Genomic DNA, 24,563 nt, shown 5'->3' with positions numbered 1-24,563 from the left:
GGCTCTAAGTTAGTGACCAATCACTATCTCGGCAAGGGCTCGGCACCGAAAAAACCCGACCGCCCCGGAACCCGTCGAACGGGCCCCGGGGCGGTCGGAGTGACGAAGGCCTCAGGCGAGCCGGACGACCGCCCGGGACATCCCCAGCACCTTCTGGCCGCCCGAGGTGGCCAGCAGGTCGACCTGGACCTTGCGGTCGTCCAGCTTCTTGGCGACCTTGGCGGAGACCTCGATCACCGCGCCGACCCCGTCGTTCGGCACCGGCACCGGCCGGGTGAAGCGGACGCCGTACTCGACCACCGCGGCCGGGTCGCCGACCCAGTCGGTGACCACCCGGATCGCCTCGGCCATGGTGAACATGCCGTGCGCGATGACGTCCGGCAGGCCGACCTCCAGCGCGAACTTCTCGTTCCAGTGGATCGGGTTGAAGTCACCGGAGGCGCCCGCGTACTGCACCAGTGTGGCGCGGGTCACCGGGAAGGACTGGGCCGGCAGCTGGGTGCCGACCTCGACCTCGTCGTAGTTGATCGCCATCGCGCTCACTCCCCCGCCTCGTCGGCGGCCCGGGCCACCAGCGTCATGATCGCCGTCACCACGTGCTCGCCGATCTCGTCCGCCACCTCGCCACGCACGGTGAGCACGTCGTTGCCCGCCAGCGACTTGATGTTGTCGATGGTCACCGCGACCGTCAGCCGGTCGCCGGCCTGCACCGGGCGGGTGTACTGGAACTTCTGGTCGCCGTGCACCACCCGGCTGTAGTCCAGCCCCAGCTCCGGGTCCTCGACGACCTGGCCGGCCGCCTGGAAGGCGATCGCGAACGGGAAGGTCGGCGGGGCGATCACGTCCCGGTGGCCCAGCGCCTTCGCGGCCTCCGCGTCGGTGTACGCCGGGTTGGCGTCCCCGATCGCGACCGCGAACTCGCGGATCTTCTCCCGGCCGACCTCGTACGGGGCGGTGGGCGGGTAGCTACGCCCGATGAAAGAGGGGTCGAGTGCCACGGCAGCTCCTCGGAACGCGGGTGGATACCCGGACGGGTACGAAAAAAGACTCCGGGCCGCATCCCCTGTTGAGGGATACGGCCCGGAGTCGAAGACCTGAATCACACAGGCCCGGCGCCCTGCAGCAGGGTCAGCGGGTCTCGCGGTGCGCGGTGTGCGAGTTGCAGCGGGGGCAGTGCTTCTTCATCTCAAGACGGTCCGGGTCGTTACGCCGGTTCTTCTTGGTGATGTAGTTCCGCTCCTTGCACTCCACGCAGGCCAGCGTGATCTTCGGGCGGACGTCGGTGGCAGCCACGGGAGTGCCTTCCTTGGACAACGAATAAGAACACAACAAGAGTAGCCGACCGGGAGTGCGATCTCCCGACCGACTACGCGGGGTAGCGGTGACCGGACTTGAACCGGTGACACAGCGATTATGAGCCGCTTGCTCTACCAACTGAGCTACACCGCCACAGTGATCAGCGGCCCGGCCGAAGCCGAACTGCCTTTCACCAGAGCCCCCATGCGGAATCGAACCGCAGACCTTCTCCTTACCATGGAGACGCTCTACCGACTGAGCTATAGGGGCGAACGAGGAAGAGATTACACGTTCCGCGCCCAGAGGTGAAATCCGTATCCCGGGGCGAAGACCGCAGGTCGGCGAGGTGCACGGACGGACGATCCAAGGCCGGGCGTTCGATCGGCCGACGAGCCGTGCGCCCCGAGCCGATACGACTATTGCCCGCCTCCCGGCGCCCCGCCCCCGTGCGCCATAGGCTCGACGCTCATTGGCCGGGGCACCGGCCCGATCCCCCACGGGCCCACTGGCCAGCGCGAGAAGGAGCCGGCGATGGACAGCGCAGCCGCCGACGGGCCGCACTCAGGCCCCGGCCCGGCGGCCAACCCGCTCGGGCACGGCCCGGTCCTCCTGCTCACTGGGGCCCGGCTGGCCGACGGACGGGTGGTGGACGTGCGGGTCAGCGGCGACCGGATCCAGGCGGTCGGCACCGTCGGCAGCCTCGGCCCGCTGCCCGCCCTGCCCGGCGCCCCCACCGTCACCACCGGCGCCCGGATCGACCTCAAGGGCTACCTGCTGCTCCCCGCCCCCGCCGAGGCGCACGCCCACTACGACTGCGCCTTCTCCGCCGCCCTGCCCGCCCCGCCCCCGGACACCCCCGCCGACCTCACCCGCCGGATCACCGAGGCCGCGCTCACCTCGCTCGGCTACGGCGCCACCGCCCAGCGCACCCACGTCCGGATCGGCGACGTGCACGGGCTGCGCCAGCTGGAGGCGGTGCTCACCGCCCGCCAGGCGCTGCGTGGCCTGGCCGAACTCCAGGCGGTGGCGATGCCCCGACTGCTCACCGGCCGGGCCGGCACGGACGGGCGGGCCCAGCTGCGCGAGGCCCTCAAGCTGGGCGCCACGGCGGCCGGCGGCTGCCCGGAGCTGGACCCGGACCCGGCCGGGTACGTCCAACTGCTGCTGGAGGCCGCCCGGGAGGCGGACTGCCCGGTGGACCTGCACACCACCGCCGCCAACGCGACCCAACTCGCCCGCCTGACGGGCGCCCTGGCACCGCTGCGGCCCCGGGTGACGCTCGGGCCGTGCGGGGCGCTGGCCCGCGGCGGGGCCACCGTGCTGGCGACCAGCGGGGTGCGGGTGGTCTGGCTGCCGCAGAACGGCGGCTGCACCGGCCTGGAGGGCCGCCCCGCCGGCCTCCGGCCCGGCCTGGTACGGGAGTTGACCGCGGCCCGGGTGCCGTTGGCGGCGGGCAGCGGAGCGCTGCGGGACCCGTCCAACCCGGTCGGCCGGGCCGACCCGCTGGAGGCGGCCTACCTGCTCGCGGCGAGCGGGGAGCTGGACCCGGACGCGGCGTACGACGCGGTGGCGAACCAGGCCCGGGCGGCGCTCGGGCTGCCGCCGGTGCGGGTGGACGCCGGGTTCCCGGCGGAGCTGCTGGCGGTGCGCGGGGACAGCCTGGCCGGGGCGCTCGCGGGCGGGCACAGCCGGCTGGTGGTGCACAGCGGCCGGGTGGTCAGCCGGACCAGCGCCGTCCGGGAGTTCGCGGACACCGTGGCGCTGGCGCTGCCCCGGCAGTCCGGCGGCACGGACTGCTGAGCGCGCGGGGGGTCGGGAAAGCCAAGGGGCGCGCGACCTGAGTCGCGCGCCCCTCCCCCACTGCTGGCCGCCCTTGGCCGGCGGCTGGAGCGGTCCCGGCCTCCCCCACAAGGAGCAGGAACCGCTCGTTCCGGCACCGACACTACGACCACGGAGCACCGCCCCCGACCGGCCTTGACGCTCCCCTGTCGCCCACCGGCCGGCTCTTGACGGCTCGTTGACGCCGCCCCGTTCGGGCCCGGCCCCACGACGCGTACCGGCGGCTACGGCACGGACCGGCACCCATCGCACGGACCGGCGGCTACGGCACGTACCGGTAGCCGATCCCCGGCTCGGTGATCAGGTGCCGCGGCCGGGCCGGGTCGCGCTCCAACTTCCGCCGCAGCCCGGCCAGGTACACCCGCAGGTAGTTGCCGCGCGCCTCCTGGGCCGGCCCCCACACCTCGCGCAGGATCTGCCGCCCGGGCACCAGCCGGCCGGGATTGGCGAGCAGCAGGCTGAGGATCCGCCACTCGGTCGGGGTGAGCCGCACCGGTCCGCCCGGCCCGACCACCGTGGTGGCCGCGAGGTCGACGGTGTGGTCGCCGATCACCGGCCGGCCCGGCGGCGCCGGGCTCAGCGGCCGGCGCAGCACCGCCCTCAACCGGGCCAGCAGCTCGTCCATCAGGAACGGCTTGGTGAGGTAGTCGTCGGCGCCCGCGTCCAGGGCGCCGATCTTGTCGGCGGCATCGGAGCGGCCGGAGAGCACGATGATCGGCGCCGCGCTGTGGGTGCGCAGTCCGCGCAGCACGTCCATGCCGTCGAGGTCGGGCAGGCCGAGGTCGAGCAGGACGGCGTCCGGGGCGGAGTGCGCGGCCCGGTCGAGCGCCTCGCTGCCACTGGCGGCCGTGCGGACGGCGTACTGCCGGGCGCTGAGGTTGATCCGCAGGGTGCGCAGCAGGGCCGGTTCGTCGTCGACGACGAGGATCTCGCAGTTCTCGATGGTGTGCTCACTCATGGTGCGGTGGCTCCTCCCCGGTGGCACGGTGCTCGGTGACGGCGGGCTCGGTGACGGCGGCCTCGGTGACGGCGGCCTCGGCGGCCGGCTCGGCGGCGGGCCCGGTGACGGCAGTCTCAGCGTCGGCCTCCGCGGCCGGTTCGGCGGCGGGCTCGGTGACGGCCGGCAGGGTGAGCAGCATGGTGGTGCCGCCGCCGGGGGTGTCCTCCACCTCCAGGCTGCCGCCCATGGCCTCGGCGAGGCCCCGGGAGAGGGCCAGGCCCAGGCCGACCCCGGTGGTGTTGTCGGTGTCGCCGAGGCGCTGGAAGGGCAGGAAGACCCGGTCGCGGTCCTCGGGGGCGATGCCGGGGCCGCGGTCGATCACCCGGATCTCGACCTGGTCGGCGTGGTGGCTGGCGGTGACCAGGACGGGCGCGCCGGGGGCGTTGTAGCGCAGCGCGTTGGTGATCACGTTGGCGAGCACCCGCTCCAGCAGTGGGGGGTCGGCGAGCACCGCGGGGGCGGTGTCCAGGTCGAGCGGCTGGACCGGCGCGTACGGGTCGGGGAGGCTGTCGAGCGCCCGGGGCAGGACCTCGTCCAGGTGGGTCTCGGTGAGGTGCAGGGTGAGCGCGCCGGCCTGGAGGCGGCTCATGTCGAGCAGGTTGTCGACCAGCCGGGTGAGCTTGACCAGCGATTCGTCGGCGGTTTCGAGGAGTTCGGTCTGGTCCTCGGGCGAGAACTCGACGTCCGGGCTGAGCAGCGAGCCGACCGAGGCGCGGGCGGCGGCCAGCGGGGTGCGCAGGTCGTGGCTGACGGCGGCGAGCAGTGCGGTGCGCATCCGGTCGGCGGCCTTGATCGGCTCGACCTCGGCGGCGACCACGGCCAGCCGGTCGCGCTCCAGCGCGGCGCCGACGTGGGCGGCGAAGGCGGTGAGCACCCGCTGGTCGGCGGCGGGCAGCCGGCGGCCGGTGAGGATCAGCACGGCGTCGACGCCGACCGGGACCTCGGTGGTCTCGTGCTGCGCCTCGTCCTCGTCCGGGTGCTCGGCCTCGCTGTGGGCGAGCACCTCGCCGTCGGAACGGGAGAGCAGGACGACGGTCTGCATGCCGAAGGCCGTCCGGGACTTCTCCAGCAGGGCGGGCAGCGCGTCGGCCCCGCGCAGCACGCTGCCGGCCAGGGTGGAGAGGGTCTCGGCCTCGGCGGTGGCCCGGGCGGCCCGGGTGGTGAGCCGGCCGGCGTGGTCGACCACGGTGGAGACGGCGAGCGCGATGGCGGCGAAGACCACCAGGGCGACGATGTTGTTGGTCTCGCCGATGGTCAGGCTGTGGACCGGCGGGATGAAGTAGTAGTTCAGCAGCACCGAGGCGATGAACGCGGCCAGCAGGGCGGACATCGCGCCGCCGAGCAGGGCGACGATGACCACGCCGAGCTGGAAGATCAGCGCGTCGGTGGTGAGGTTGATGGTGTCGTGCGCCTGGGAGAGCAGGGCGGTGAGCAGCCAGGGGATCACCAGGCCGGCCAGGTAGCCGACGACGGTGCGGCGCCGGGAGTGGCGCCGGCCCAGCGCGGGCAGCCGGCCGCGGCCGGTGAACTCGTGGGTGACCATGTGGACGTCGATGTCCTCGGAGGCGTCCACGGTCGTCTGCCCGGTGCCCGGGCCGGTGAGGAAGCGGTTGATCCGGCCGCGGCGGCTGGTGCCGAGCACCAGCTGGGTGGCGTCGTGGGCGCGGGCGAAGGCCAGCAGCGCGGTGGGGACGTCGTCGCCGACCACCACGTGGTAGCTGCCGCCGAGGCTCTCGACCAGTTGCCGCTGCTGGGCGAGCGCGCCGGAGGAGGCGCCGGCCAGGCCGTCGCTGCGGGACACGTGCACGGCCAGCAGCTCGCCGCCCGCGGCGGCGGCGATCCGGGCGGCCCGTCTGACCAGGGTCTCGCCCTCCGGGCCGCCGGTGAGGGCGACCACCACCCGTTCGCGGGTCTCCCAGACCCGGTCGATCTTGTGGCTGGCCCGGTAGTCGCGCAGCCCCTCGTCCACCCGGCCGGCCACCCAGAGCAGGGCGAGCTCGCGCAGGGCGGTGAGGTTGCCGACCCGGAAGTAGTTGGAGAGCGCGGCGTCCACCTTCTCCGCCTTGTAGACGTTGCCATGGGCCATCCGCCGGCGCAGCGCCTGGGGCGCCATGTCGACGAGTTCGAGCTGGTCGGCCCGGCGGACCACCTCGTCCGGGACGGTCTCGCGCTGCGGGATCCCGGTGATCTTCTGGACGACGTCGTTCAGCGATTCCAGGTGCTGGATGTTGACGGTGGTGATGACGTCGATCCCGGCGGCGAGCAGTTCCTCGACGTCCTGCCAGCGCTTGGCGTGACGGCCGCCGGGGATGTTGGTGTGGGCCAGTTCGTCGACCAGCACGACGGACGGGCGGCGGGCGAGCACCCCGTCGAGGTCCATCTCCTCGAACTCGGCGTCGCGGTAGGAGCGGTGGGCGCGCGGCAGCACCTCCAGGCCGTCGGTCATGGCCTCGGTGTGGCGGCGGCCGTGGCACTCGATGTACCCGATCACGACGTCGGCCCCGCGCTCCTGTCTGCGCCGGGCCTCGTCCAGCATCCGGTAGGTCTTGCCGACCCCCGGGGCGGAGCCGAGGTACACCCTCAGCCGACCGGTGCGGATGCCGGAGCCGGGGGTGAGGTCGCGGGCCATGGGCACTGCTTCTTTCCATCAGGAGGTGGCGGCGGGGGACGGTGCGCGTCTGCGGGTACGGCGCGGCCGACCCGGGCGCGGGGAGCATCCTCCCGCGCCCGGGTCGGCCCGGTCATCCTGGTATGTCGTGCGGTGTCACTGTCCGATCACTTCTGCTCGGTCACTTCTGCGCGGTCATGTCCGCTCGGTCGGGGCCGCTCGGTCGGGGCCGCTCGGTCACTTCGCTTCGCTGATCGCCCGGTTGAGCAGGACGACGTTGACGCCCTCGTTGCCGAGGAAGCCGAGCGAGCGGCTCTCGGTGTACTTGTCGACCAGCCCGGCGACCGTCTCCACCGGCAGCTTGCGCTCCTTGGCGACCCGGTTCACCTGCTCCTTGGCGTAGACCACCGAGATGTGCGGGTCGAGGCCGGAGCCGGAGGCGGTCAGCGCGTCGGCCGGGACGCTCGCCGGGTCGACGCCGTCGAACGCGGCGACGGCGGCGCGGCGGTCGTTGACGGCCTTGAGCAGGTCGTCGCTGTTCGGACCGAGGTTGCTGGCACCGGAGTTGTCACCGGCGTAGTTGTTGGCGGAGGGCCGGGGCTGGAACCACTTCGGGTCCGGCACCGGGTCCTCCTTCGGGTCGTCCGGGTTCTTCTTGGGCAGGTTGTAGTTCTGGCCGAGGAGGCTGGAACCGACCTGCTTGCCGTCGGACTTCACGATCGAGCCGTTGGCCTTGTCGCTGAACGCGACCTGGCTGATCCCGGTGACCAACAGGGGGTAGGCGACTCCCAGGATCACCGTGAGCACGAGCAGCGCGCGCAGCGCGGTCCAGTGCGTACGGATGGTGGTCGGCAGGGGCTTGGACATGGTGTTTTCTCCTTCCCTGCGTCAGCTGAGGCCGGGGATGAACTGGACGATCAGGTCGATCAGCTTGATGCCGACGAACGGCACCACCAGACCGCCGAAGCCGTAGACCCCGATGTTGCGGCGCAGCAGCGAACTGGCGTCGGACGGACGGTACTTCACGCCGCGCAGGGCGAGCGGGATCAGGCCGATGATGACCAGGGCGTTGAAGATGATCGCCGAGGTGATCGCGGACTGCGGGCTGTGCAGGCCCATGATGTTGAGGTGGCTCAGGCCCGGGTACACCCCGGCGAACATCGCGGGGATGATCGCGAAGTACTTGGCCACGTCGTTGGCGATCGAGAAGGTGGTCAGCGCACCGCGGGTGATCAGCAGCTGCTTGCCGATCTCCACGATCTCGATCAGCTTGGTCGGGTTGGAGTCCAGGTCGACCATGTTGCCGGCCTCCTTGGCCGCCATGGTCCCGGTGTTCATCGCGACGCCGACGTCGGCCTGGGCGAGCGCGGGGGCGTCGTTGGTGCCGTCGCCGGTCATCGCGACCAGCTTGCCGCCCTCCTGCTCCTTCTTGATCAGGGCCATCTTGTCCTCGGGCGTGGCCTCGGCGAGGAAGTCGTCCACGCCGGCCTCCTCCGCGATCGCCTTGGCGGTCAGCGGGTTGTCGCCCGTGATCATGATGGTCTTGATGCCCATCCGGCGGAGCTCGTCGAACCGCTCCCGCATGCCCTCCTTGACCACGTCCTTGAGGTGGATGACCCCCAGGACGCGGGCGGGACGGCTGCCGACCTTGGCGGCCACCACCAGCGGGGTACCACCGGCGGCGGAGATGCCGTCGACCAGGGTGGCGACCTCGTCGCCGACCGAACCGCCGTTCTCGGTGACCCAGTTGGAGACCGAGCCGGCCGCACCCTTGCGGACCTGGTGGACGCCGTCGGCCTCGTCCAGGTCCACGCCCGACATCCGGGTCTGGGCGGTGAACGGGACCCACGTGGCGTGCGTCAACTCGCCCTGGGCGCGGGCCCGCAGGCCGTACTCGGTCTTGGCCAGGACCACGATCGAGCGGCCCTCGGGGGTCTCGTCCGCGAGCGAGGAGAGCTGGGCGGCGCCGGCCAGTTCGTCCGTGGACACGCCCGGGGCGGGCAGGAACTCGGCGGCCTGGCGGTTGCCCAGGGTGATGGTGCCGGTCTTGTCGAGCAGCAGGGTGTTGACGTCGCCGGCGGCCTCGACGGCGCGGCCGGACATCGCCAGCACGTTGCGCTGGACCAGGCGGTCCATGCCCGCGATGCCGATCGCGGAGAGCAGCGCGCCGATGGTGGTCGGGATGAGCGCCACGATCAGGGCGACCAGGACGATCATCGACTGCGGGGCGCCCGCGTAGGTCGCCATCGGCTGGAGGGTGACGACCGCGACCAGGAAGACGATGGTCAGCGAGGCCAGCAGGATGTTGAGCGCGATCTCGTTCGGCGTCTTCTGCCGGGCGGCGCCCTCGACCAGGGCGATCATCCGGTCGATGAAGGACTTGCCGGGCTCCGAGGCGATCTTCACCACGATCCGGTCGGACAGCACCTTGGTGCCGCCCGTCACCGCGGAGCGGTCGCCGCCGGACTCGCGGATGACCGGCGCGGACTCGCCGGTGATCGCCGACTCGTCGACGGACGCGACGCCCTCGACCACGTCGCCGTCGCCGGGGATGACCTGCCCGGCCTCGACCACGACGTGGTCACCGAGCTGGAGCGCGGTGCCGGGCACCTCCTCCTCGGCCTGGGTGGCGGGCCAGTCGGTGAGCCGACGGGCGACGCTCTCGGTCTTGGTCTTGCGCAGGGTGTCGGCCTGGGCCTTGCCGCGGCCCTCCGCGACGGCCTCCGCCAGGTTGGCGAAGATCGTGGTGAGCCAGAGCCAGACGGTGATCGACCAGGCGAACACGGACGGGCTGGCGATCGCGGCGACGGTGGTGACCACCGAGCCCACCTCGACCACGAACATCACCGGGTTCTTGACCATCACCCGGGGGTCGAGCTTCTTCACCGCGTCCGGCAGGGACGAGAGGATCAGCTTCGGGTCGAGGAGGCCGCTCTGCACTCTGTGCGGCGCGGCGGGCTCGGCCTTGTCGTCGGCCGGTGCGGGGTTGAGCGTAGGGGTGGACATCAGGAGAGACCTTCCGCGAGCGGCCCGAGGGCCAGGGCCGGGAAGTAGGTGAGGCCGACGACGATCAGGATCACGCCCGACAGGAGGCCCACGAACAGCGGCTTGTGGGTGGGCAGGGTGCCCGGAGTGGCCGGAACCGGCTGCTGCTGGGCGAGCGAGCCCGCCAGCGCCAGGACGAAGACGATCGGCAGCAGCCGGCCGAAGATCATCGCCAGGCCGAGCGCGGTGTCGTACCAGTCGGTGTTGACGGTGATGCCGCCGAAGGCCGAGCCGTTGTTGTTGGCGGCCGAGGTGAAGGCGTACAGCACCTCGGAGAAGCCGTGGGCACCGGAGTTGAGCATTCCGGCCCGCTCGCCCGGCAGGGCCATCGCCACACCGGTGCCGACCAGCACGAGGGTCGGGGTGGTGAGGATGTACAGCGAGGCGAACTTCATCTCCCGGCCGCCGAGCTTCTTGCCCAGGTACTCGGGGGTGCGGCCGACCATCAGGCCGGCGACGAACACCGCGACGACCGCCAGGATCAGCATGCCGTAGAGGCCGGAGCCCACACCGCCGGGCGCGATCTCGCCCAGCATCATGTTGAAGACCGTCAGACCGCCGCCGAACGGGGTGAACGAGTCGTGGAAGGAGTTCACCGCACCGGTCGAGGTCAGCGTGGTGGAGGCGGCGAAGATCGTGCTGGCGGCGATGCCGAAGCGCTGCTCCTTGCCCTCCATCGCCGCGCCCGCGGCCTGCAGGGCGGTGCCGTGGTGCGAAGCCTCGGACCAGGTCAGCAGGGCGGTCGAGGCGACCCAGAAGATGCCCATCACGGCGAGGATCGCGTAGCCCTGGCGGTTGTCCCCCACCATCCGGCCGAAGGTCCGCGGCAGGGCGAACGGGATCAGCAGGATCAGGAAGATCTCGACCAGGTTGGAGAAACCGGTCGGGTTCTCGAACGGGTGCGCCGAGTTGGCGTTGAAGAAGCCGCCGCCGTTGGTGCCGAGGAGCTTGATGACCTCCTGGGAGGCCACCGGGCCGCCCGGGATCTTCTGCACCTCGCCGCTGAGGGTGGTCACGTCGGTGAAGCCGTGGAAGTTCTGGATCACGCCGGTGGCGGCCAGGACCAGGGCGAAGACGATCGAGATCGGCAGCAGCAGGCGCAGGTTGATCCGGGTGAGGTCCACCCAGAAGTTGCCGACCCGGTCGGTCCGGTTCCGGGTGAAGCCCCGGATCAGCGCGGCGACGACGGCGATGCCGACGGCCGCGGAGACGAAGTTCTGCACCGCCAGGCCCGCCATCTGCGCCAGGTGGCCCATCGCGGACTCACCGGCGTAGGACTGCCAGTTGGTGTTGGCGACGAAGGAGATGGCGGTGTTCCAGGCCTGGTGGCCCTCCATCTGCGGAACGCCCAGGTTCAGCAGCAGGTAGCCCTGGAGCCGGATCAGGCCGTAGAGGAAGAGCACCGAGACGGCCGAGAAGGCGATCACCGAGCGCAGGTACACCGACCAGCGCTGATCGGCGTCACCGTCGACGCCGATCACCTTGTAGATGCCGCGCTCGACTCTGAGGTGCTTGGAGGTGGTGAGGACCTTGGCGATGTAGTCGCCGAGGGGGCGGTAGCACAGGGCCAGCGCGCCGACGAGGGCGAGGGCCTGCAGCCAGCCCGCGAGAGTGGATCCCATGTCAGAACTTCTCCGGGAAGATCAGCGCCACGACGAGGTAGCCGACGAGAGCGACGGCCACGACCAGACCAGCGATGTTCTCGGCACTCACAGCTTCTCCACCCCCCGCGCGATCAGGGCGATGACGGCGAACACGGCGACCGTGACACCGACGTAGATGAGATCGGACATGGGCTCCACCAGCGTGGTTCGGAAGATGCCGCGACCGGGCCGAATGGCTTCCGTGCGGCACCGGCGGACGACCGGCAGAGGAAGCAAATCAGCCGTCTAAGGCGCGTTAGGGCTCCCTGACGCCCTCCATACGGGTGAACGCAGTGCGTTGACGCGACCTTGACGTCCGCTTCACCGGGCCGAGACCGACGTGATCGGGCCGAGACCGTCGTGAGCCTGCCGGGGCCCCGGCACGCACCGGGCCCCGGTGCGGCCGCAGCCGTACCGGGGCCCATGGGTTCACCCGTCAGTCCCCTACCGCCCCCGCGGTCACATCCGCATCCGCAGGCGGCAGACCACCGCGTCGGTGTGCCGGCGCAGGGCGCGGTCGATCACGGCGCCGCGCCGGTTCTGCAGCGCGCGCTGCCACCAGTGGGCGGGCTCGACCTCGGGGATCAGCACGGTGAGCCGGTCGTACGCGTGCTCCTCGCCCAGCTGGTTGACGAAGTCGGCGATCGGCTGGCCGAGCCGCCGGTGGTCCTCCGCGATCTCCAGCAGGGGCACGCCGGGCTGCCACAGCTCCCAGTCCCGGCGCAGCGCCTCGGCGTCCGCCGGGTCGTGCACCACGGTCACCGCGAACACCTCGTCGCCCAGCGAGAGCGCCGCCGACAGTCCGTCCCGGGTGAGCCGGGTGATGGCCGTCACCGGGACCACCACCAGGCTGCGCTGACGGGTCACCGCGCCCGGCACCCGGCCGAGTTCCAGCCGCTCGCCGATCCGCCGGTAGCTGCGGTGGATCGCCTCGAACAGCACCACCAGCAGGGGCAGGGCCACCACGATGCCCCAGGCGCCCTCGGTGAACTTGGTACCGGTCACCACGAGGGTCGCGACACCGGTCAGCACCGCGCCGAAGCCGTTCAGCGCGGCCTTCCACCGCCAGCCGGCCGGGCGGTTCAGGTACCAGTGCCGGACCATGCCGACCTGGCAGATGGTGAAGCCGACGAACACGCCGATCGAGAACAGCGGCACCAGGTCGTTGACGTCGCCGCCGGAGCCGACCAGCAGCGCGGCCGACACCGCGGCCAGGAACAGCACGCCGTACCGGTACACCTGGCGGTCGGCGCGCAGCGCGAAGACGTGCGGGAGGTGGTTGTCCCGGGCGAGCAGGTCCATCAGCACCGGCAGGCCGCCGAAGGAGGTGTTGGCGGCGAGGCCGAGCAGGACCACGGTGGCGAACTGGACGACGAAGAAGCCGGCGCCGTGGCCGAGCGAGGCGTCCGCGAGCTGGGCGAGCACGGTGACGCCGTCGACCGGCTGGAGGTGGAAGCGGCCGATCAGCACGGCCAGGCCGATCAGCATCACGCCGAGCAGAGCGCCGAGCGCGACCTCGGTGTGCTGGGCCCGCTTCACCCGCGGGGTCCGGAAGGAGGGGACGGCGTTGGCCACCGCCTCGACGCCGGTCAGCGCCGAACAGCCGGCCGCGAAGGCCTTGAGCAGCAGCAGCGCGCCGACGGCGGTGGCGTTCTCGGCGAGCACCGAGGCGTGGCCGGCGGCGGCCGCGGTGCTGGCCGGGGCGTCCCGGAACAGGCCGACCACGATGATCGCCAGGATGGAGAGCACGAAGACGGCGGTCGGCACCAGGAACCAGCGCGCCGACTCGGCGATGCCGCGCAGGTTGACGGCGGTCACCAGGGCGAGCACGCCCAGGCAGAGCCAGACCCGGTCGTCGTACAGGCCGGGGACCGCGGAGGTCAGCGCCGCCACTCCGGCGGTCACCGAGACCGCAACGTTCAGGATGTAGTCGATGACCAGCGAGGCGGCCGCGGTCAGCGCCGTCCGGCGCCCCAGGTGGGCCTTGGCGACGGCGTACGAACCGCCGCCGTCCGGGAAGGCCGCGATCACCTGCCGGTAGGAGGCGACCAGCACCGCGAGCAGGACGGCGATCGCCACCGTGACCGGCACCGTGAAGCCCAGCCCGTACGCGCCGGCCGCGGCCAGCACCAGCACGATCGACTCCGGGCCGTAGGCCACCGAGGCCATCGCGTCCAGCGACAGCGCCGCCAGGCCGCCGAGCGCGCTGAGCCGGTGCCGCTCGTCGCCCGCCCCGGTGTCCGGCGGTTCGTCGGCCGTGACGGCCGGGGTGGAGATGGCGCTGGACATCGGACGGACCTCCGCAGTCGGTAGTTGCTCCGAATCCTGCGGTTCGCGCGCCCGGGGCGCGCCCGTCCCCTACGCGTTCCTGACGCCGTCACCAGCGCCCTTGACGCGGTCTTGACGCCACCGCCGTACGGCGGAAGGGGGGCTTGGCGGGGGTGGGGTGAGCCGTGGTCCCGGCGGGCGCCGGTTGGGAAGACGATCAGCTCGGTCGAAGGACTCCCACCCCCGACCCCCCACTCTGCTGCCCACCAAACGTAATTGCAAGCCATGTGCAACAAGTCCCCGACGCCCCCACCCGGACGCCCCCGCCGTTCGATCCCGCCCGGACCGCACGAAAAAGGCCCCCGATCCGCGTTTCCGCAGATCGGGGGCCGTTTCTCTATCCTGTGGCTGGTGCAGGGTTCGAACCTGCGTAGCTTGCGCGACAGATTTACAGTCTGCTCCCTTTGGCCGCTCGGGCAACCAGCCAGGATGGTGTCTCGCGGGGCTTCTCGGCCCCGTTCGACGTGGTAAACCATACCTGATCCGGGGGGGTGCTACGCCACTCGGTAGATCACCCGACGATCGAGGACCGCCGCGCGGCGGTCACGGGCGGGGCCGGGGTGACGCTGGATAGGCTTGGGCGGCGGGCGCCCGGTGGGGCGGGCCGTGTCAGTGAAGCCAGAGCATCAAGGAGACCAACACCCATGGCCGACTCCAGTTTCGACATCGTCTCGAAGGTCGAGTGGCAGGAGGTCGACAACGCGATCAACCAGACCTCCCGTGAGATTGCCACCCGCTTCGACTTCAAGGGCGTGGGCGGCGAGATCAGCCGCTCCGGCGAGAAGATCGAGATGAAGGCCAACGGCGAGGAGCGCGTGCGCGCCATCCTGGACGTGCTGCAGACGAAGTTCGTCAAGCGCGGCCTGTCGTTGAAGGCGCTGGACGCCGGTGAGCCGCAGCTGTCCGGCAAGGAGTACAAGATCTTCGCGGACATCAAGGAAGGCATCACCACGGAGGATGCCAAGAAGGTCGCGAAGATCATCCGGGACGAGGGCCCGAAGGGCGTCAAGGCCCAGGTCCAGGGCGACGAGCTGCGCGTCAGCTCCAAGAGCCGCGACGACCTCCAGGCCGTCCAGGCCCTGCTCAAGGGCAAGGACCTGGACTTCGCGGTCCAGTACGTGAACTACCGCTAGTCGACCCCGGCCGGCCCGTACCCCGCGCGCGGGCGGACGGCTGGACGGCAGGACGGCACGGCCCCGCTCCCGGGTTCGGGGGCGGGGCCGTTCGCGTCGGCGCGGCAGGCCGGTCAGAGCGCCGCGGCGAGCTCCTCGGCGATCGCGGCGGCGAAGGCGTCGACGTCGGCCTCGGTGGTGTCGAAGGAGGTCATCCAGCGGACCTCGCCGCTCTGCACGTCCCAGGTGTAGAAGCGGAAGCGCTTCTGCAGGGCCTCGGTGGCGGCCGGCGGCAGCACGGCGAAGATCTGGTTGGCCTGCACCGGGCGGTCGATCCGGATGCCGGGCAGGTCCCGGACGGCCGTGAACAGCCGCTGGGTCATCGCGTTGGCGTGGGAGGCGCTGCGCAGCCAGAGGTCGGTGCCCAGGAGGGCCTCGAACTGGACGGAGACGAAGCGCATCTTGGAGGCCAGCTGCATCGAGGTCTTGCGCAGGTAGCGCATGCCCTGGACGGCCTCCCGGTTCAGCACCACGACCGCCTCGCCGAGCAGCAGGCCGTTCTTGGTGCCGCCGAGGGAGAAGGCGTCCACGCCGGCGTCGGTGGTGAAGGCCCGCATCGGGACGCCCAGGGTGGCGGCGGCGTTGGCCAGTCGGGCACCGTCGAGGTAGACCTTCATGCCCAGGCCGTGCGCGTGGTCGCAGATCGCCCGGATCTCCTCGGGCGTGTAGCAGGTGCCGACCTCGGTGGACTGGGCGATCGAGACGACGGCGGGGCGGGCCCGGTGCTCGTTGTCGAAGCCGTAGGCCTGGCGGTCGATCAGCTCGGGGGTGAGCTTGCCGTCCCAGGCCGGGACGGTGTGCAGCTTGAGGCCGGCCATCACCTCCGGCGCACCGCCCTCGTCCACGTTGACGTGCGCGCTCTCGGCGCAGACCAGGGCGTCCCGGCGGTCCATCATGGCCTGCAGCGCGACCACGTTGGCGCCGGTGCCGTTGAACACCGGGAACACCTCGGCGGACGGGCCGAAGTGGCCGCGGAACACCTCCTGGAGGTGCTCGGTGTAGACGTCCTCGCCGTAGCTGACCTGGTGGCCGCCGTTGGCGACGGCGATCGCCGCCAGCACCTCGGGGTGGACGCCGGCGTAGTTGTCGCTGGCGAAGGCGCGGAGCTCGGGGTCGTGTCGTCGCTGCGGGGTCATCGGGTGCTGTTCCTCCACTGGCACGGGGTCGGGGGTCACGGGGGCCACGGGGCTCACGGGGGTCATGGCGGTCACGGCGGTCACGGGGGTCACGGCGGTCACGGTCGGACCGGTTCGACGTCGAGCCGGTACTCGGCCATGATCCGGCGGGCCGCGGCCCGTACGCTCCGCTCGTCCGGTCCGGTCAGCCGGAAGCGGCCGGGGACGTGGAAGTAGCCGCCGGTGCCGTCGTACACGGCGCCGGGCTCGGGCAGCACCTCGGCGTACACCTGCGGCACCACGCCCGTCATCGGGGTGCGGTCCAGCACCCGGGCGGGCCGGACCGCGGGCTCGGGCATGACGACCCAGCCGGCGCTGGCGTGCTCGAAGCCGCGGCCGGCCGACTCCAGCGGGAGGCCGAGCACCGTGCGGAAGGTCTCCGCCATCAGGTCGATGCCGTGCACCTCCCGGTGGACGAAGGGCACCTCGGCGCCGCCCGGGCGCATGCCGACCTCCAGGAAGACCGGTTCGCCGCTCGGCCGGCGAATCACCTCCAGGTGGAAGCAGCCGGTCTCCAGGCCGAGCGCCCGGACGCAGGCGAGCGCGAAGGCGGCGAGCTCGTCCCGCAGCGCGCCCGGGTCCAGGAACACCGAGCCGAGCGGGCGGCCCTCGGTGAACTCCAGCGGGGTGTTGACGTAGCCGGAGACGCTGACGAAGTGCTCGCGGCCCGCCGCGAGCACCCCGTCGACGTGGTAGATCTCCGAGGAGACGTACTCCTCGCACTCGTACTCCTCGGCGTCGGTCTCCGCGAGCGCCGCCGTCAGGGCGGCGGCGTCGTGGACGATCCGGACGCCGGCCGAACCGGCCCGGGCCCGCGGCTTGAGGACCATCGGGAAGCCGACCGCGCGCTCCAGCTCGGCGGCGGACGCGCCGCCCGCCAGCGCGGCGAACCGCGGCACCGCCAGCCCGGCCGCGGCCACCCGCTCCTTCATCACCACCTTGTCCTTGAACGCCCGCACCAGGTCGGCCGAGGGGCCGGGGGCGCCGACCGCCTCGCGCACCCGGGCGGCCGTCAGCACGTCGTACTCCGACAGGCCGACCACGCCGTCGAAGGCGCCGTGCCGCTCCCGCAGTTCCCGTGCGGCCGCCAGGACGGTGGCGAACTCCAGGTCGGGCACGGTGACCACGCGCCCGGGCTCGATCGGGCCGAGCGCGGCCACGCCGTCGGGCGTGGTGACGACCGAGAGGTCGCAGGGGTGGCCGGCGCAGTACCGCCGGTACTCGGCGTCCTCGTCGTCGTAGCGGTTGACGACCAGGTAGTGCGGGTGTTCAGGCACGCGGGGGCTCCGAAGGGGTGGTGGGGATCAGCTCAGGGTTTCCGGCAGGCAGGCGGCGAAGTCGGCCGCGGTGACCGGGGTGAACCACCGCCGGTGCGCGACGGTGGCCGGGGCCGGGCGCTCCGGGAAGGCGGCGAAGCCCGGGTCGCCGGTGCCGCCGAGCCGCCGCCAGAGGTCGGCGGCGAAGTCCGGCATGATCGGGAAGCCCAGCAGGGCCAGCCCCTTGAGCCACCAGTAGCCCTGGTCGGGGGTGCGGTCGGCGTCGGGGAGGGCGTCGATCCGGTCGATCCAGGAGTCCAGCACCGCGCCGGCCTCGGCCATCCGCACGGTCGGGCCGTCCAGGGCCCGCTCCAGCCGGTCCAGGTGCGCGTCGAGCGCGGCCAGCACCGGCGCGGGGAGCGCCGCCGGCTCGGCCGGCAGCCGCTCCCAGGCGGCGGCGATCCGGTCCTCCAGGACGCCGGCCAGCCGGTGGTTGACGGCGTCCAGGAACTCCTTGGGCTCGAAACTGGTCTGTGAGGTCTCCGGGTTGACCAGGGCGAGGTGGTAGCGGACGGCGTCCGGGGTCAGCCCGCGGACCTTCGCGACGCCCGAGGCGGTGATCGCGTGCCGGCGGCTGGTGGAGAACTTCTCCCCGGCCAGCTGGTAGAACTCGTTGATCAGCACCCGGTCGTACGGCCGGGTGTCCCCGTGCACCAGGGCGACGGCGTTGATGCAGACCAGCGCGGACACCACGTTGTCGCAGCCGAGGCTGGTCACGGTGACCACGTCGGAGTCGGGCGAGAAGGAGTTGACCTCGGCCCCGATCCGCTGCCGGTGGATCTCGCCGAGCAGCCGGGCGAACATGAAGCCGCCGGTGTACGAGAACAGGCTGGACGGGACGCCGTCCTCGCCGCCGGCCAGCGTCATCCCCCAGGTCTCGGGGACGCTCAGCCGGATGGTGGCGCCGCCCCGGCCGAGCAGCGCCCGGACGGTCGAGCGGTACCGCTCGGCGAGGTCCAGGCGGTCGAACTCGGGCTCCAGTTCGGCCAGTCCGGCGGTGCGCAGGAAGCGGGTGGCGATCTGCCGCCACTGCCAGTCGGCGTCCGTGGCCAGCCGCGGGCGCGGCTCGACCACCTCCTCCGGACGGAAGTGCGCGCCGCAGCCCTCGCAGAAGTAGCTGGCCACCTCGGTGCCGCAGTCCGGGCAGCGGCCGAGCAGCAGCGGGCCGACCACGAAGCGGCCGGCGGTCGGCTCGTACGGGACCTTCTCGATCAGCGTGCTCACCGCGCCGCGGGCGTCCAGCCGGGCGACGCTCCCGTCGATCTCGCGCTGGAACAGGCCGTGCCAGGGCTCCTCGGCGGGGTTGACGAACTCGTCCATGCCGATCCGCAGCGCGGCGAGGTCGGCCTGCATGACCTCGTGGTAGTGGGCGACGACCTCGCCGGGGTCGACGCCGTCGACCCGGGCCTTCATGGCGACCCAGGGCTCGTAGGCGTCGGTGCCGGTCATGATCGCCGGACGGTCGCCGCGCATCCGCAGGAAGCGGGCGAGCGCGTCCACCCGCAGGAAGGGGCCGGCGATGTGGCCCAGGTGCAGGTGCCCGTTGGGCGTGGGCTCCGGGGGGACGAGCAGGTAGTGGCGGGGGGTGGCGTTGGTGCGCATCGTGGTCCTCACGGGCTGTCGGGAGGTCAGTCGAGGCCCAGCAGGGCGAGTGCGCCCTCGGCCATGGCCGGGGCGAGCCGGAAGCCGGAGCCCGCGCCACCGGTCGCCAGGACGACGCCGTCGAGGCCGTCCAGCGGGGTGATCAGCGGGGCGAAGTCCGGGAGGTAGAGGTCGGCGCCGGTCCGGCAGCCGATGAACTCGGGCCGGAAGTCCGGGAGTTGCTCGGCGAGGACGGCCTCGGCCAGGGCCCGGTCGGCGGGGTTCGGCGCCAGCCGGGTGCGCTCGGGCGGGCAGTCCCAGTCGGTGCTGGTGATGCTGTAGTACCAGTCCCGGCCCTCGCCGACGGGCAGCAGGAAGGCGTCCGGCTCGTCCAGCACCAGCAGCGGGCGGTGCCCGCCGGGCTCTCCGCCGCGCAGCCGGTAGGCGACGACCTTCTTGGTCCGGGCGCCGAGCCGCTTCGCCGTCGCGGCGAACGGGCCGGCCAGGGCGGCGGCGCCGGGGGCGGCCAGCACCCGGCGGGCGGTCAGCTCGCCGCCGTCCTCGGCGATCAGCCGGTAGCCCTCCGCACAGGGCTCGACGGCGCGCACCGCGAAGCCCTCGACCAGGTCCCGCCGCGGGCCGTCGGCCCGGGATCCGGCAGTGAGGGGTCGGGCAGCGAGGGATCCGGCAGTGAGGGATCCGGCGACGGGGCCCCCGGCGGTGAGGGGCCGGAGCAACTGCTCGACGGCCTCGGCGGGTTCGGAGAACGTCGCCTCGGCGGAGCGCCGCAGCTCGGTGCCCGCCCCGCCGACCGGTCCGCCGAACACGGCCCGCAGCTGCGCCTCCTGCTCGGACCGGCAGGGCGCCAGCGCGTCGCCGACCAGCTGGCCGTCGACCCCGGCCGCGCCACCGGCCGGCACCACCCAGTACGCGCGCCGCACCTCGGCGTTCAACGCCGGTGCGAGCGCGGCCAGTTCGGCCCGGAGTTCGAGGCTGCGCCGGGCCAGGGCCCGCTGCTCCCCGGTCCGCCCGGCCGGGATGTCCACCGCGAGCGAGCGCACGGTCGAGCCGTCGTGCACGGCGCCCGCGCAGACCGCGACCACCGAGGCGTCCGGATGGCGCAGCGCGGCCAGGCCGACGGCGGTGGCGCCGACGATGCCGGTGCCGATCACCGCGAGATCGTACGTCCCGTGCCCGCTCACGCGCCGGCCTCCCGCCACCAGATCGAGAGCACCGTCATCTCCTCGTCGGCGGTGTGCAGCCGGTGCTCCTCGCCGCCCGGGAGCGCGTACAGCCCGCCCGGGCGGGCCGGGTGCTCGCGGCCGCCGCAGGTGATCACCCCGTGGCCGCGCTGGACCAGCCACAGTTCCTGCGAGGCGTGGCAGTCGGCCATGGTGGCCGAGTGCGGGGGCACGGTGAACACCGCCAGGTTGACGGGCAGCCGGCCGACGGCCGCGAGGACCTCGGCCGCGTCCAGGTCGGCCTCCAGGCTGGAGGTGCCGGTCTCGTCGACGTCGGGCGCGAGGTAGCGGACCTCGACGGACCGCCCCTCGGCCACGGCGTCCGGGCCGGCCGTCTCGTTCAGCTGATGCATCGTCATGAACCCCCGTTCGTACGGATGCTGTCGAGGATCGCCCGGCTGCGCCAGGCGAGCAGGCCGAGGTTGGGATCGGTGATGCCGAACGCGTGCCGGGCGCCGTTCTGCAGGTAGATCCGGTGGCCGTCCGGCCCGTCCCACTCCACCGAGTAGTCCTCCCGGACGACCGGGAGGCCGTCCTCCAGCCGCAGCCGCCCGGTCAAGGCTCCCAGGCACTGCGGCAGTTGCTGGACGTAGCCGGTCGCCAGCACGACCGCGTCGCAGTCCACCGCGGTCTCGGCCCCGTCGGACTTGAGCTCCAGGCGCAGCCCGTCGGCCCGCTCGGCGAGCCCGGCGACCTCGTGCCCGGGCAGCAGCCGGATCAGCTCCGGGCGCCCCTCGACGTGGCTGGTCAGGTAGACGATCCGGTACAGCTCGGCCAGCAGGCCCTCGTTGACGCCGTCGCTGGCGTACTTCTGCTCGGCCAGCAGGGCGGCCCGCTGTTCCTTGGGCCGTCCGAAGAAGTCCTGGGCGGCCTCCGGCAGGTACAGGTCGTTGGTGAAGGCCGACTCGTCCAGCGGCAGGAAGCCGGGCCGCCGGCTGACCCAGGTGACCCGCTCCGGGCGGGCCTGGCCGACCAGCAGGTGGCGGACGATCTCGGCGCCGCTCTGCCCGCCGCCGACCACGGCGACCCGGCGGCCGGCCAGTGCCTCGGCGTGCTGGACGAACTCGCTGGAGTGGAACACGGCCGGCCCGGTGGCGCCCTCCAGCACCGGCGGGAGGTACGGCTGCGGGCCCGCGCCGAGGACGAGGTGCCGGGAGCGGAAGGTGCCCCGGGAGGTCTCGGTCTCGAAGTGGTCGCCGTGGAAGCGGACCTCCGTCACGTCGTGGTCGTAGCGGACGGTGTCGCCGAGCTGGTCGGCCACCCAGCCGAGGTACTGGTTGAACTCCGCGCGGTGGACGGCCGGGAAGCGGGCGGTCAGGAACTGGTAGAACCGGCCCTTGGCGGCGAGGAAGGCCAGGAAGGAGAACCGGCTGGTCGGGTCGACCGGGGTGACCAGGTCCTTGAACGGCGAGTTCTGCAGGGTGGCGTCGGGGAGCAGCAGCCCCGGGTGCCAGGCGGGCCGTTCGCGGCGGTCCAGGTGCAGTCCGGTGGTGCCCGGGTGGGCTTCGGCCTGGGCGGCCAGGCTGAGGTTGGCCGGGCCGGCGCCGACCGCCAGGTAGTCGAGGAGCTCGCTCACCGTTCGTCCTCCGCTTGGGGGTTGATCCGGACGGCGGCGTCGACCGCGCCGCGCAGCGCGGTGGCGGCGGCCGGGGAGTCGGCGGTGAAGACCGCCTGGCCGAGCCGGCAGCGGAAGTCGTCCAGGTGCGGGTGGATCGGGTCGCCCGGGGCGAGGTCGAGCCGGACCTCGCGCACGCCCGGCAGGGCGGCCGCGGTGTCCAGGCCGGTGGCCCGGTCGAAGCGGGTCTCGCCGGGGGCGGTGAAGAAGTGGATGCCGGCGACCGCCGCGACCGGCTCGCCGAAGGCGCCGGTCTCCTGCGGGTCGAGGCCGAGCAGCCCGGCCAGCCAGACCCTGGGCAGGCTGACGCCGGTGGCGAGCTGGGCCAGTTCGGCGATCCGGTCGCCGCCCATCCGGGCGCCGATCTCGACCAGGGCCGGGCCCTGGGCGGTGAGCCGCAGTTCGCAGTGGAACGGCCCGACGCTCAGGTTGACCGCCCGGACGACGCCCTGGACGTACTCCTCGATCGCGGCCGAGGCCTCGGCCGAGAGGGCGGCGGGCAGCTGGTGGCCGATCTCGGCGAAGTACGGCTCCGGCGCGAGGAGCTTCTCGGTCACCGCGACGACGGTGGTGGTGCCGTCGAGGACGTAGCCCTCGACGCTGTACTCCGGCCCGTCCAGGTACTCCTCGACCAGGGCCCGCTCGATCATCGGGCGGCCGAGGTCGACGAAGTCGTCGGTGCTGAGCCGGCGGTACGCGTCGGTCAGCTGGTCCAGGTCGTGGACCACCGACACGTGGAGGCTGCCGGACTGGTCCACCGGCTTGACCACGCAGGGGAAGCCGGTGAGCTCTGCGGCCTTCGCGAGGTGCTGGTCGGAGCTCACCTCCAGGAAGCGCGGGCTGCGCAGCCCGGCGGCCTCGACCGCCTCGCGCATCCGGGTCTTGTCCCGGACCTGCTCCACCGTCCGCACGTCCAGGCCGGTCAGGCCCAGTTCGGCGGCGAGGTGCGCGGCGTTGGGGACGTAGACGTCGCAGCCGGGGAAGACCGCGGACAGCGGGAGGCGCTCGTGCAGTTCGCGGACCGCGGCGAGCAGGGCGGGCAGGTCGTTGGTCTCGACGGTCACCAGTGCGTCGATGCGGTCGCGCAGGTGCGCGGGCATCACCCGGTCCTCGGTGTCCGCGCTGGCGACCACGACGCCGATCCCCAGGTCCAGGGCGGCCTCGACCAGCAGCACACCCCCCGAGAGGGCTTCGATCACGAGGATGCGCCGGTCCGAATGCTTGGTCATCGTGCTATGTCTTCCCGTTCGTGGGCCACGGTCGCCGTTCCGGCGTCGTGGTGGTGGGGGTCGTGAGGGTGGGGGTCGTGAGGGTGGTGGGGGTCGGCGGGGGCCGGGCGGCCGGCCCGGGCCAGCCCGGGCAGCAGCGCGAGGGCCAGGACCAGCGCCCCGACCGCGGCCACCCGCAGCAGGGTGGCCGGGTCGACCGAGGAGCCGGCCAGGGCGAGGGTCGCCCCGGCGACCGGCATCGGCGCCACCAGCAGCAGGCCGAAGGCGGCGACCGCGCTGCCGTACTCCCCGGTCGGCACCCGCTCGGCCCTGGTGGTGCGCAGGTAGACGCTGAACAGCGAGTCCAGGGCCAGGAACACCCCGAGGGCGACGCCGAACAGCGCCAGGTCCGGGGCCACGGACAGCCCCAGGCAGACCAGCGCGGAGGCGACGGCCAGGCCGATGCCGTAGCGCCACAGTCCGAGCCGGCCGATCAGCCAGGGGGCGATGCCGACCACCGCGATCGAGGCGACGCCGGCCGCCGAGTAGACGAAGCCGAGCGCGCTCTCCGAGACGCCGTACCGGGTGGCGACCAGGGCCGGGGCACTGCCGATCAGCAGGCTGAGCAGGTAGTTCAGCCCCATGGTCAGCAGCACCACGCTGCGCAGCACCGGATCCCGTACGGTCCGGCGCAGGCCGGCCAGCGGGGACGGCGCCGCGTCCGGGTCGGCCCTGCCGGCGGGCAGGGCGAGGGCGAGCAGCAGGCTGGCCGCGTAGCCGGCTCCCGCGGTGGCGACGAACACCACCGGCGGGAAGAGCAGCAGCAGTCCGCCGAGCGCGGGCCCGGCGATGATGGCGGCCTGTTCCAGGCCGGTCAGCACCGACTGGGTGCGGGCCGCCCGCTCCGGCGGGGTGAGCAGCCGCCCGGCCTTCTCGCCGGCCACGAAGGTCTGCTCGAAGAACGCGCCGGACAGCATGCCGAAGACCAGCACCACGGGCACCGCGGTGCTCGGCCGGAGCAGGATCAGCAGGCAGCAGACGGCCGCCAGGGCGAGCCGTCCCGCGTCGCTGACCAGGAAGATCTGGCGGATCGACAACCGGTCCACCAGGTAGCCCGCACCGGCCAGCGAGAGCAGCCGGGGCGTCCAGGTCAGCACCACGGCCACACCCGACCAGGTGAGCCCGCCGGTCACCCGGTAGCAGAGCAGGGGGATCCCGAAGACCAGGAGGTTGTCCACCAGCCAGCCGATCGAGCGCAGCGCGAAGTAACCCACCGTACGGCCGGACGCCATGGAAGTTCCCCCGTGAACCTCGGAAATCGCCACCCCGGCCGGGCTGTTCGAAGCCCGGCATGAGCACGACCGTAGCCCGTCGAAAACGGAAAAGCTAGATCCATTTTCTGCGTCGACATGAAGATCTGTTCTCATCTGACGCTTCGACAGGAAGATCTGTTGGCAGACGTCGGGACGACGACAAGGCCCCGCTCCCGGACCGGG

Annotated in this window: 20 protein-coding genes and 3 tRNA genes; 2 read left to right on the top strand and 21 right to left on the bottom strand. The window is 72.7% G+C overall.

The features are described 5' to 3' along the window. Positions 1 to 111: 111 nt before the first annotated feature. The 5 genes from ACFC1T_RS01185 to ACFC1T_RS01165 form a co-directional block, all read right to left on the bottom strand. Positions 112 to 534 carry a MaoC family dehydratase gene (locus ACFC1T_RS01185; protein WP_363427484.1) on the bottom strand — a complete coding sequence of 141 codons (423 nt, stop codon included), beginning with the start codon at positions 532 to 534 and terminating at the stop codon, positions 112 to 114. A gap of 5 nt (positions 535 to 539) precedes the next feature. After that, a complete protein-coding gene (locus ACFC1T_RS01180; protein ID WP_375881971.1) occupies positions 540 to 998 on the bottom strand; it encodes a MaoC family dehydratase N-terminal domain-containing protein in 459 nt (152 codons plus the stop codon). A 130-nt stretch (positions 999 to 1,128) separates the two neighbouring features. Beyond that, a complete protein-coding gene (gene rpmG / locus ACFC1T_RS01175; protein WP_006604855.1) occupies positions 1,129 to 1,293 on the bottom strand; it encodes a 50S ribosomal protein L33 in 165 nt (54 codons plus the stop codon). Positions 1,294 to 1,376: 83 nt separating this feature from the next. Further along, positions 1,377 to 1,449, bottom strand: a tRNA-Met gene (locus ACFC1T_RS01170). A 44-nt stretch (positions 1,450 to 1,493) separates the two neighbouring features. Then, a tRNA-Thr gene (locus tag ACFC1T_RS01165) sits at positions 1,494 to 1,566 on the bottom strand. A gap of 261 nt (positions 1,567 to 1,827) precedes the next feature. Here ACFC1T_RS01165 and ACFC1T_RS01160 point away from each other — a divergent pair. After that, positions 1,828 to 3,096 (top strand): hydrolase, encoded by a 1,269-nt coding sequence (locus ACFC1T_RS01160; protein ID WP_375881970.1) that lies wholly within the window; start codon positions 1,828 to 1,830, stop codon positions 3,094 to 3,096. Positions 3,097 to 3,397: 301 nt separating this feature from the next. On the opposite strand, the gene ACFC1T_RS01155 is transcribed toward ACFC1T_RS01160, so the two are convergent. The 8 genes from ACFC1T_RS01155 to ACFC1T_RS01120 form a co-directional block, all read right to left on the bottom strand. After that, the gene (locus ACFC1T_RS01155; RefSeq protein ID WP_375881967.1) at positions 3,398 to 4,093 is read right to left on the bottom strand and encodes a response regulator; all 696 of its coding nucleotides are present in this window, start codon (positions 4,091 to 4,093) and stop codon (positions 3,398 to 3,400) included. Beyond that, complete coding sequence (locus ACFC1T_RS01150; RefSeq protein ID WP_375881965.1) at positions 4,086 to 6,764, bottom strand: ATP-binding protein; 2,679 nt, start codon at positions 6,762 to 6,764, stop codon at positions 4,086 to 4,088. The genes ACFC1T_RS01155 and ACFC1T_RS01150 overlap by 8 nt, the downstream gene beginning before the upstream one ends. 216 nt (positions 6,765 to 6,980) lie before the next feature. Further along, positions 6,981 to 7,610 (bottom strand): K(+)-transporting ATPase subunit C, encoded by a 630-nt coding sequence (gene kdpC, locus ACFC1T_RS01145; protein WP_375881963.1) that lies wholly within the window; start codon positions 7,608 to 7,610, stop codon positions 6,981 to 6,983. Positions 7,611 to 7,631: 21 nt separating this feature from the next. Beyond that, positions 7,632 to 9,749: a potassium-transporting ATPase subunit KdpB gene (kdpB, locus tag ACFC1T_RS01140; protein ID WP_375881961.1), complete on the bottom strand. Its 2,118-nt coding sequence runs from the start codon at positions 9,747 to 9,749 to the stop codon at positions 7,632 to 7,634. Continuing rightward, positions 9,749 to 11,410 (bottom strand): potassium-transporting ATPase subunit KdpA, encoded by a 1,662-nt coding sequence (kdpA, locus tag ACFC1T_RS01135; protein ID WP_375881959.1) that lies wholly within the window; start codon positions 11,408 to 11,410, stop codon positions 9,749 to 9,751. The genes kdpB and kdpA overlap by 1 nt, the downstream gene beginning before the upstream one ends. A 1-nt stretch (position 11,411) precedes the next feature. After that, positions 11,412 to 11,501: a K(+)-transporting ATPase subunit F gene (gene kdpF / locus ACFC1T_RS01130; protein ID WP_045693083.1), complete on the bottom strand. Its 90-nt coding sequence runs from the start codon at positions 11,499 to 11,501 to the stop codon at positions 11,412 to 11,414. Between the two features lie 389 nt (positions 11,502 to 11,890). Then, positions 11,891 to 13,720 (bottom strand): APC family permease, encoded by a 1,830-nt coding sequence (locus ACFC1T_RS01125; protein WP_375881957.1) that lies wholly within the window; start codon positions 13,718 to 13,720, stop codon positions 11,891 to 11,893. A gap of 384 nt (positions 13,721 to 14,104) precedes the next feature. Next, a tRNA-Tyr gene (locus ACFC1T_RS01120) sits at positions 14,105 to 14,185 on the bottom strand. 218 nt (positions 14,186 to 14,403) lie between these two features. Here ACFC1T_RS01120 and ACFC1T_RS01115 point away from each other — a divergent pair. Next, positions 14,404 to 14,892 (top strand): YajQ family cyclic di-GMP-binding protein, encoded by a 489-nt coding sequence (locus ACFC1T_RS01115; RefSeq protein ID WP_375881954.1) that lies wholly within the window; start codon positions 14,404 to 14,406, stop codon positions 14,890 to 14,892. A gap of 113 nt (positions 14,893 to 15,005) precedes the next feature. Here the strand turns inward: ACFC1T_RS01115 and ACFC1T_RS01110 are convergent, their stop codons facing one another. From ACFC1T_RS01110 to ACFC1T_RS01075, 8 genes are all read right to left on the bottom strand, one after another. Then, positions 15,006 to 16,067, bottom strand: a complete 1,062-nt coding sequence (locus ACFC1T_RS01110; protein WP_375881952.1) for a threonine aldolase family protein — start codon at positions 16,065 to 16,067, stop codon at positions 15,006 to 15,008. 98 nt (positions 16,068 to 16,165) lie between these two features. Beyond that, on the bottom strand, positions 16,166 to 17,383 hold the full coding sequence (locus tag ACFC1T_RS01105) for an acetyl-CoA carboxylase biotin carboxylase subunit family protein (RefSeq protein ID WP_375881950.1): 1,218 nt from the start codon (positions 17,381 to 17,383) through the stop codon (positions 16,166 to 16,168). 27 nt (positions 17,384 to 17,410) lie between these two features. After that, the gene (locus ACFC1T_RS01100; protein WP_375881948.1) at positions 17,411 to 19,024 is read right to left on the bottom strand and encodes a class I tRNA ligase family protein; all 1,614 of its coding nucleotides are present in this window, start codon (positions 19,022 to 19,024) and stop codon (positions 17,411 to 17,413) included. Between the two features lie 26 nt (positions 19,025 to 19,050). Further along, entirely contained in the window at positions 19,051 to 20,205 is a 1,155-nt protein-coding gene (locus ACFC1T_RS01095) for an FAD-dependent oxidoreductase (RefSeq protein ID WP_375881946.1), read from the bottom strand. Further along, entirely contained in the window at positions 20,202 to 20,603 is a 402-nt protein-coding gene (locus ACFC1T_RS01090; RefSeq protein ID WP_375881944.1) for a cupin domain-containing protein, read from the bottom strand. Before ACFC1T_RS01090 ends, ACFC1T_RS01095 begins: the two co-directional genes overlap by 4 nt. After that, positions 20,600 to 21,820, bottom strand: coding sequence for a lysine N(6)-hydroxylase/L-ornithine N(5)-oxygenase family protein (locus tag ACFC1T_RS01085; protein WP_375881942.1), 1,221 nt, complete (start codon positions 21,818 to 21,820; stop codon positions 20,600 to 20,602). The genes ACFC1T_RS01090 and ACFC1T_RS01085 overlap by 4 nt, the downstream gene beginning before the upstream one ends. Continuing rightward, positions 21,817 to 23,088: an ATP-grasp domain-containing protein gene (locus ACFC1T_RS01080; protein WP_375881940.1), complete on the bottom strand. Its 1,272-nt coding sequence runs from the start codon at positions 23,086 to 23,088 to the stop codon at positions 21,817 to 21,819. Before ACFC1T_RS01080 ends, ACFC1T_RS01085 begins: the two co-directional genes overlap by 4 nt. Next, on the bottom strand, positions 23,085 to 24,359 hold the full coding sequence (locus tag ACFC1T_RS01075) for an MFS transporter (protein ID WP_375881938.1): 1,275 nt from the start codon (positions 24,357 to 24,359) through the stop codon (positions 23,085 to 23,087). Before ACFC1T_RS01075 ends, ACFC1T_RS01080 begins: the two co-directional genes overlap by 4 nt. Between the last annotated feature and the right edge of the window lie 204 nt (positions 24,360 to 24,563).

Origin of the sequence: Kitasatospora sp. NPDC056076, from assembly GCF_042266305.1 — a bacterium.
Classification (GTDB): Bacteria; Actinomycetota; Actinomycetes; order Streptomycetales; family Streptomycetaceae; genus Kitasatospora.
Note: the sequence above shows the minus strand (reverse complement) of the source record. Positions and strands in the feature narration are given on the sequence as shown.

Bases quoted from the DNA above. Each gene is read 5' to 3' on its own strand.
- ACFC1T_RS01080 (WP_375881940.1), bottom strand. From the start codon at position 23,088: ATGACCAAGCATTCGGACCGGCGCATCCTCGTGATCGAAGCCCTCTCG.
- ACFC1T_RS01150 (WP_375881965.1), bottom strand. From the start codon at position 6,764: ATGGCCCGCGACCTCACCCCCGGCTCCGGCATCCGCACCGGTCGGCTG.
- ACFC1T_RS01155 (WP_375881967.1), bottom strand. From the start codon at position 4,093: ATGAGTGAGCACACCATCGAGAACTGCGAGATCCTCGTCGTCGACGAC.
- ACFC1T_RS01115 (WP_375881954.1), top strand. From the start codon at position 14,404: ATGGCCGACTCCAGTTTCGACATCGTCTCGAAGGTCGAGTGGCAGGAG.
- kdpC (WP_375881963.1), bottom strand. From the start codon at position 7,610: ATGTCCAAGCCCCTGCCGACCACCATCCGTACGCACTGGACCGCGCTG.
- ACFC1T_RS01075 (WP_375881938.1), bottom strand. From the start codon at position 24,359: ATGGCGTCCGGCCGTACGGTGGGTTACTTCGCGCTGCGCTCGATCGGC.
- ACFC1T_RS01185 (WP_363427484.1), bottom strand. From the start codon at position 534: ATGGCGATCAACTACGACGAGGTCGAGGTCGGCACCCAGCTGCCGGCC.
- kdpA (WP_375881959.1), bottom strand. From the start codon at position 11,410: ATGGGATCCACTCTCGCGGGCTGGCTGCAGGCCCTCGCCCTCGTCGGC.
- ACFC1T_RS01125 (WP_375881957.1), bottom strand. From the start codon at position 13,720: ATGTCCAGCGCCATCTCCACCCCGGCCGTCACGGCCGACGAACCGCCG.
- kdpB (WP_375881961.1), bottom strand. From the start codon at position 9,749: ATGTCCACCCCTACGCTCAACCCCGCACCGGCCGACGACAAGGCCGAG.
- ACFC1T_RS01110 (WP_375881952.1), bottom strand. From the start codon at position 16,067: ATGACCCCGCAGCGACGACACGACCCCGAGCTCCGCGCCTTCGCCAGC.
- ACFC1T_RS01090 (WP_375881944.1), bottom strand. From the start codon at position 20,603: ATGACGATGCATCAGCTGAACGAGACGGCCGGCCCGGACGCCGTGGCC.
- ACFC1T_RS01100 (WP_375881948.1), bottom strand. From the start codon at position 19,024: ATGCGCACCAACGCCACCCCCCGCCACTACCTGCTCGTCCCCCCGGAG.
- ACFC1T_RS01160 (WP_375881970.1), top strand. From the start codon at position 1,828: ATGGACAGCGCAGCCGCCGACGGGCCGCACTCAGGCCCCGGCCCGGCG.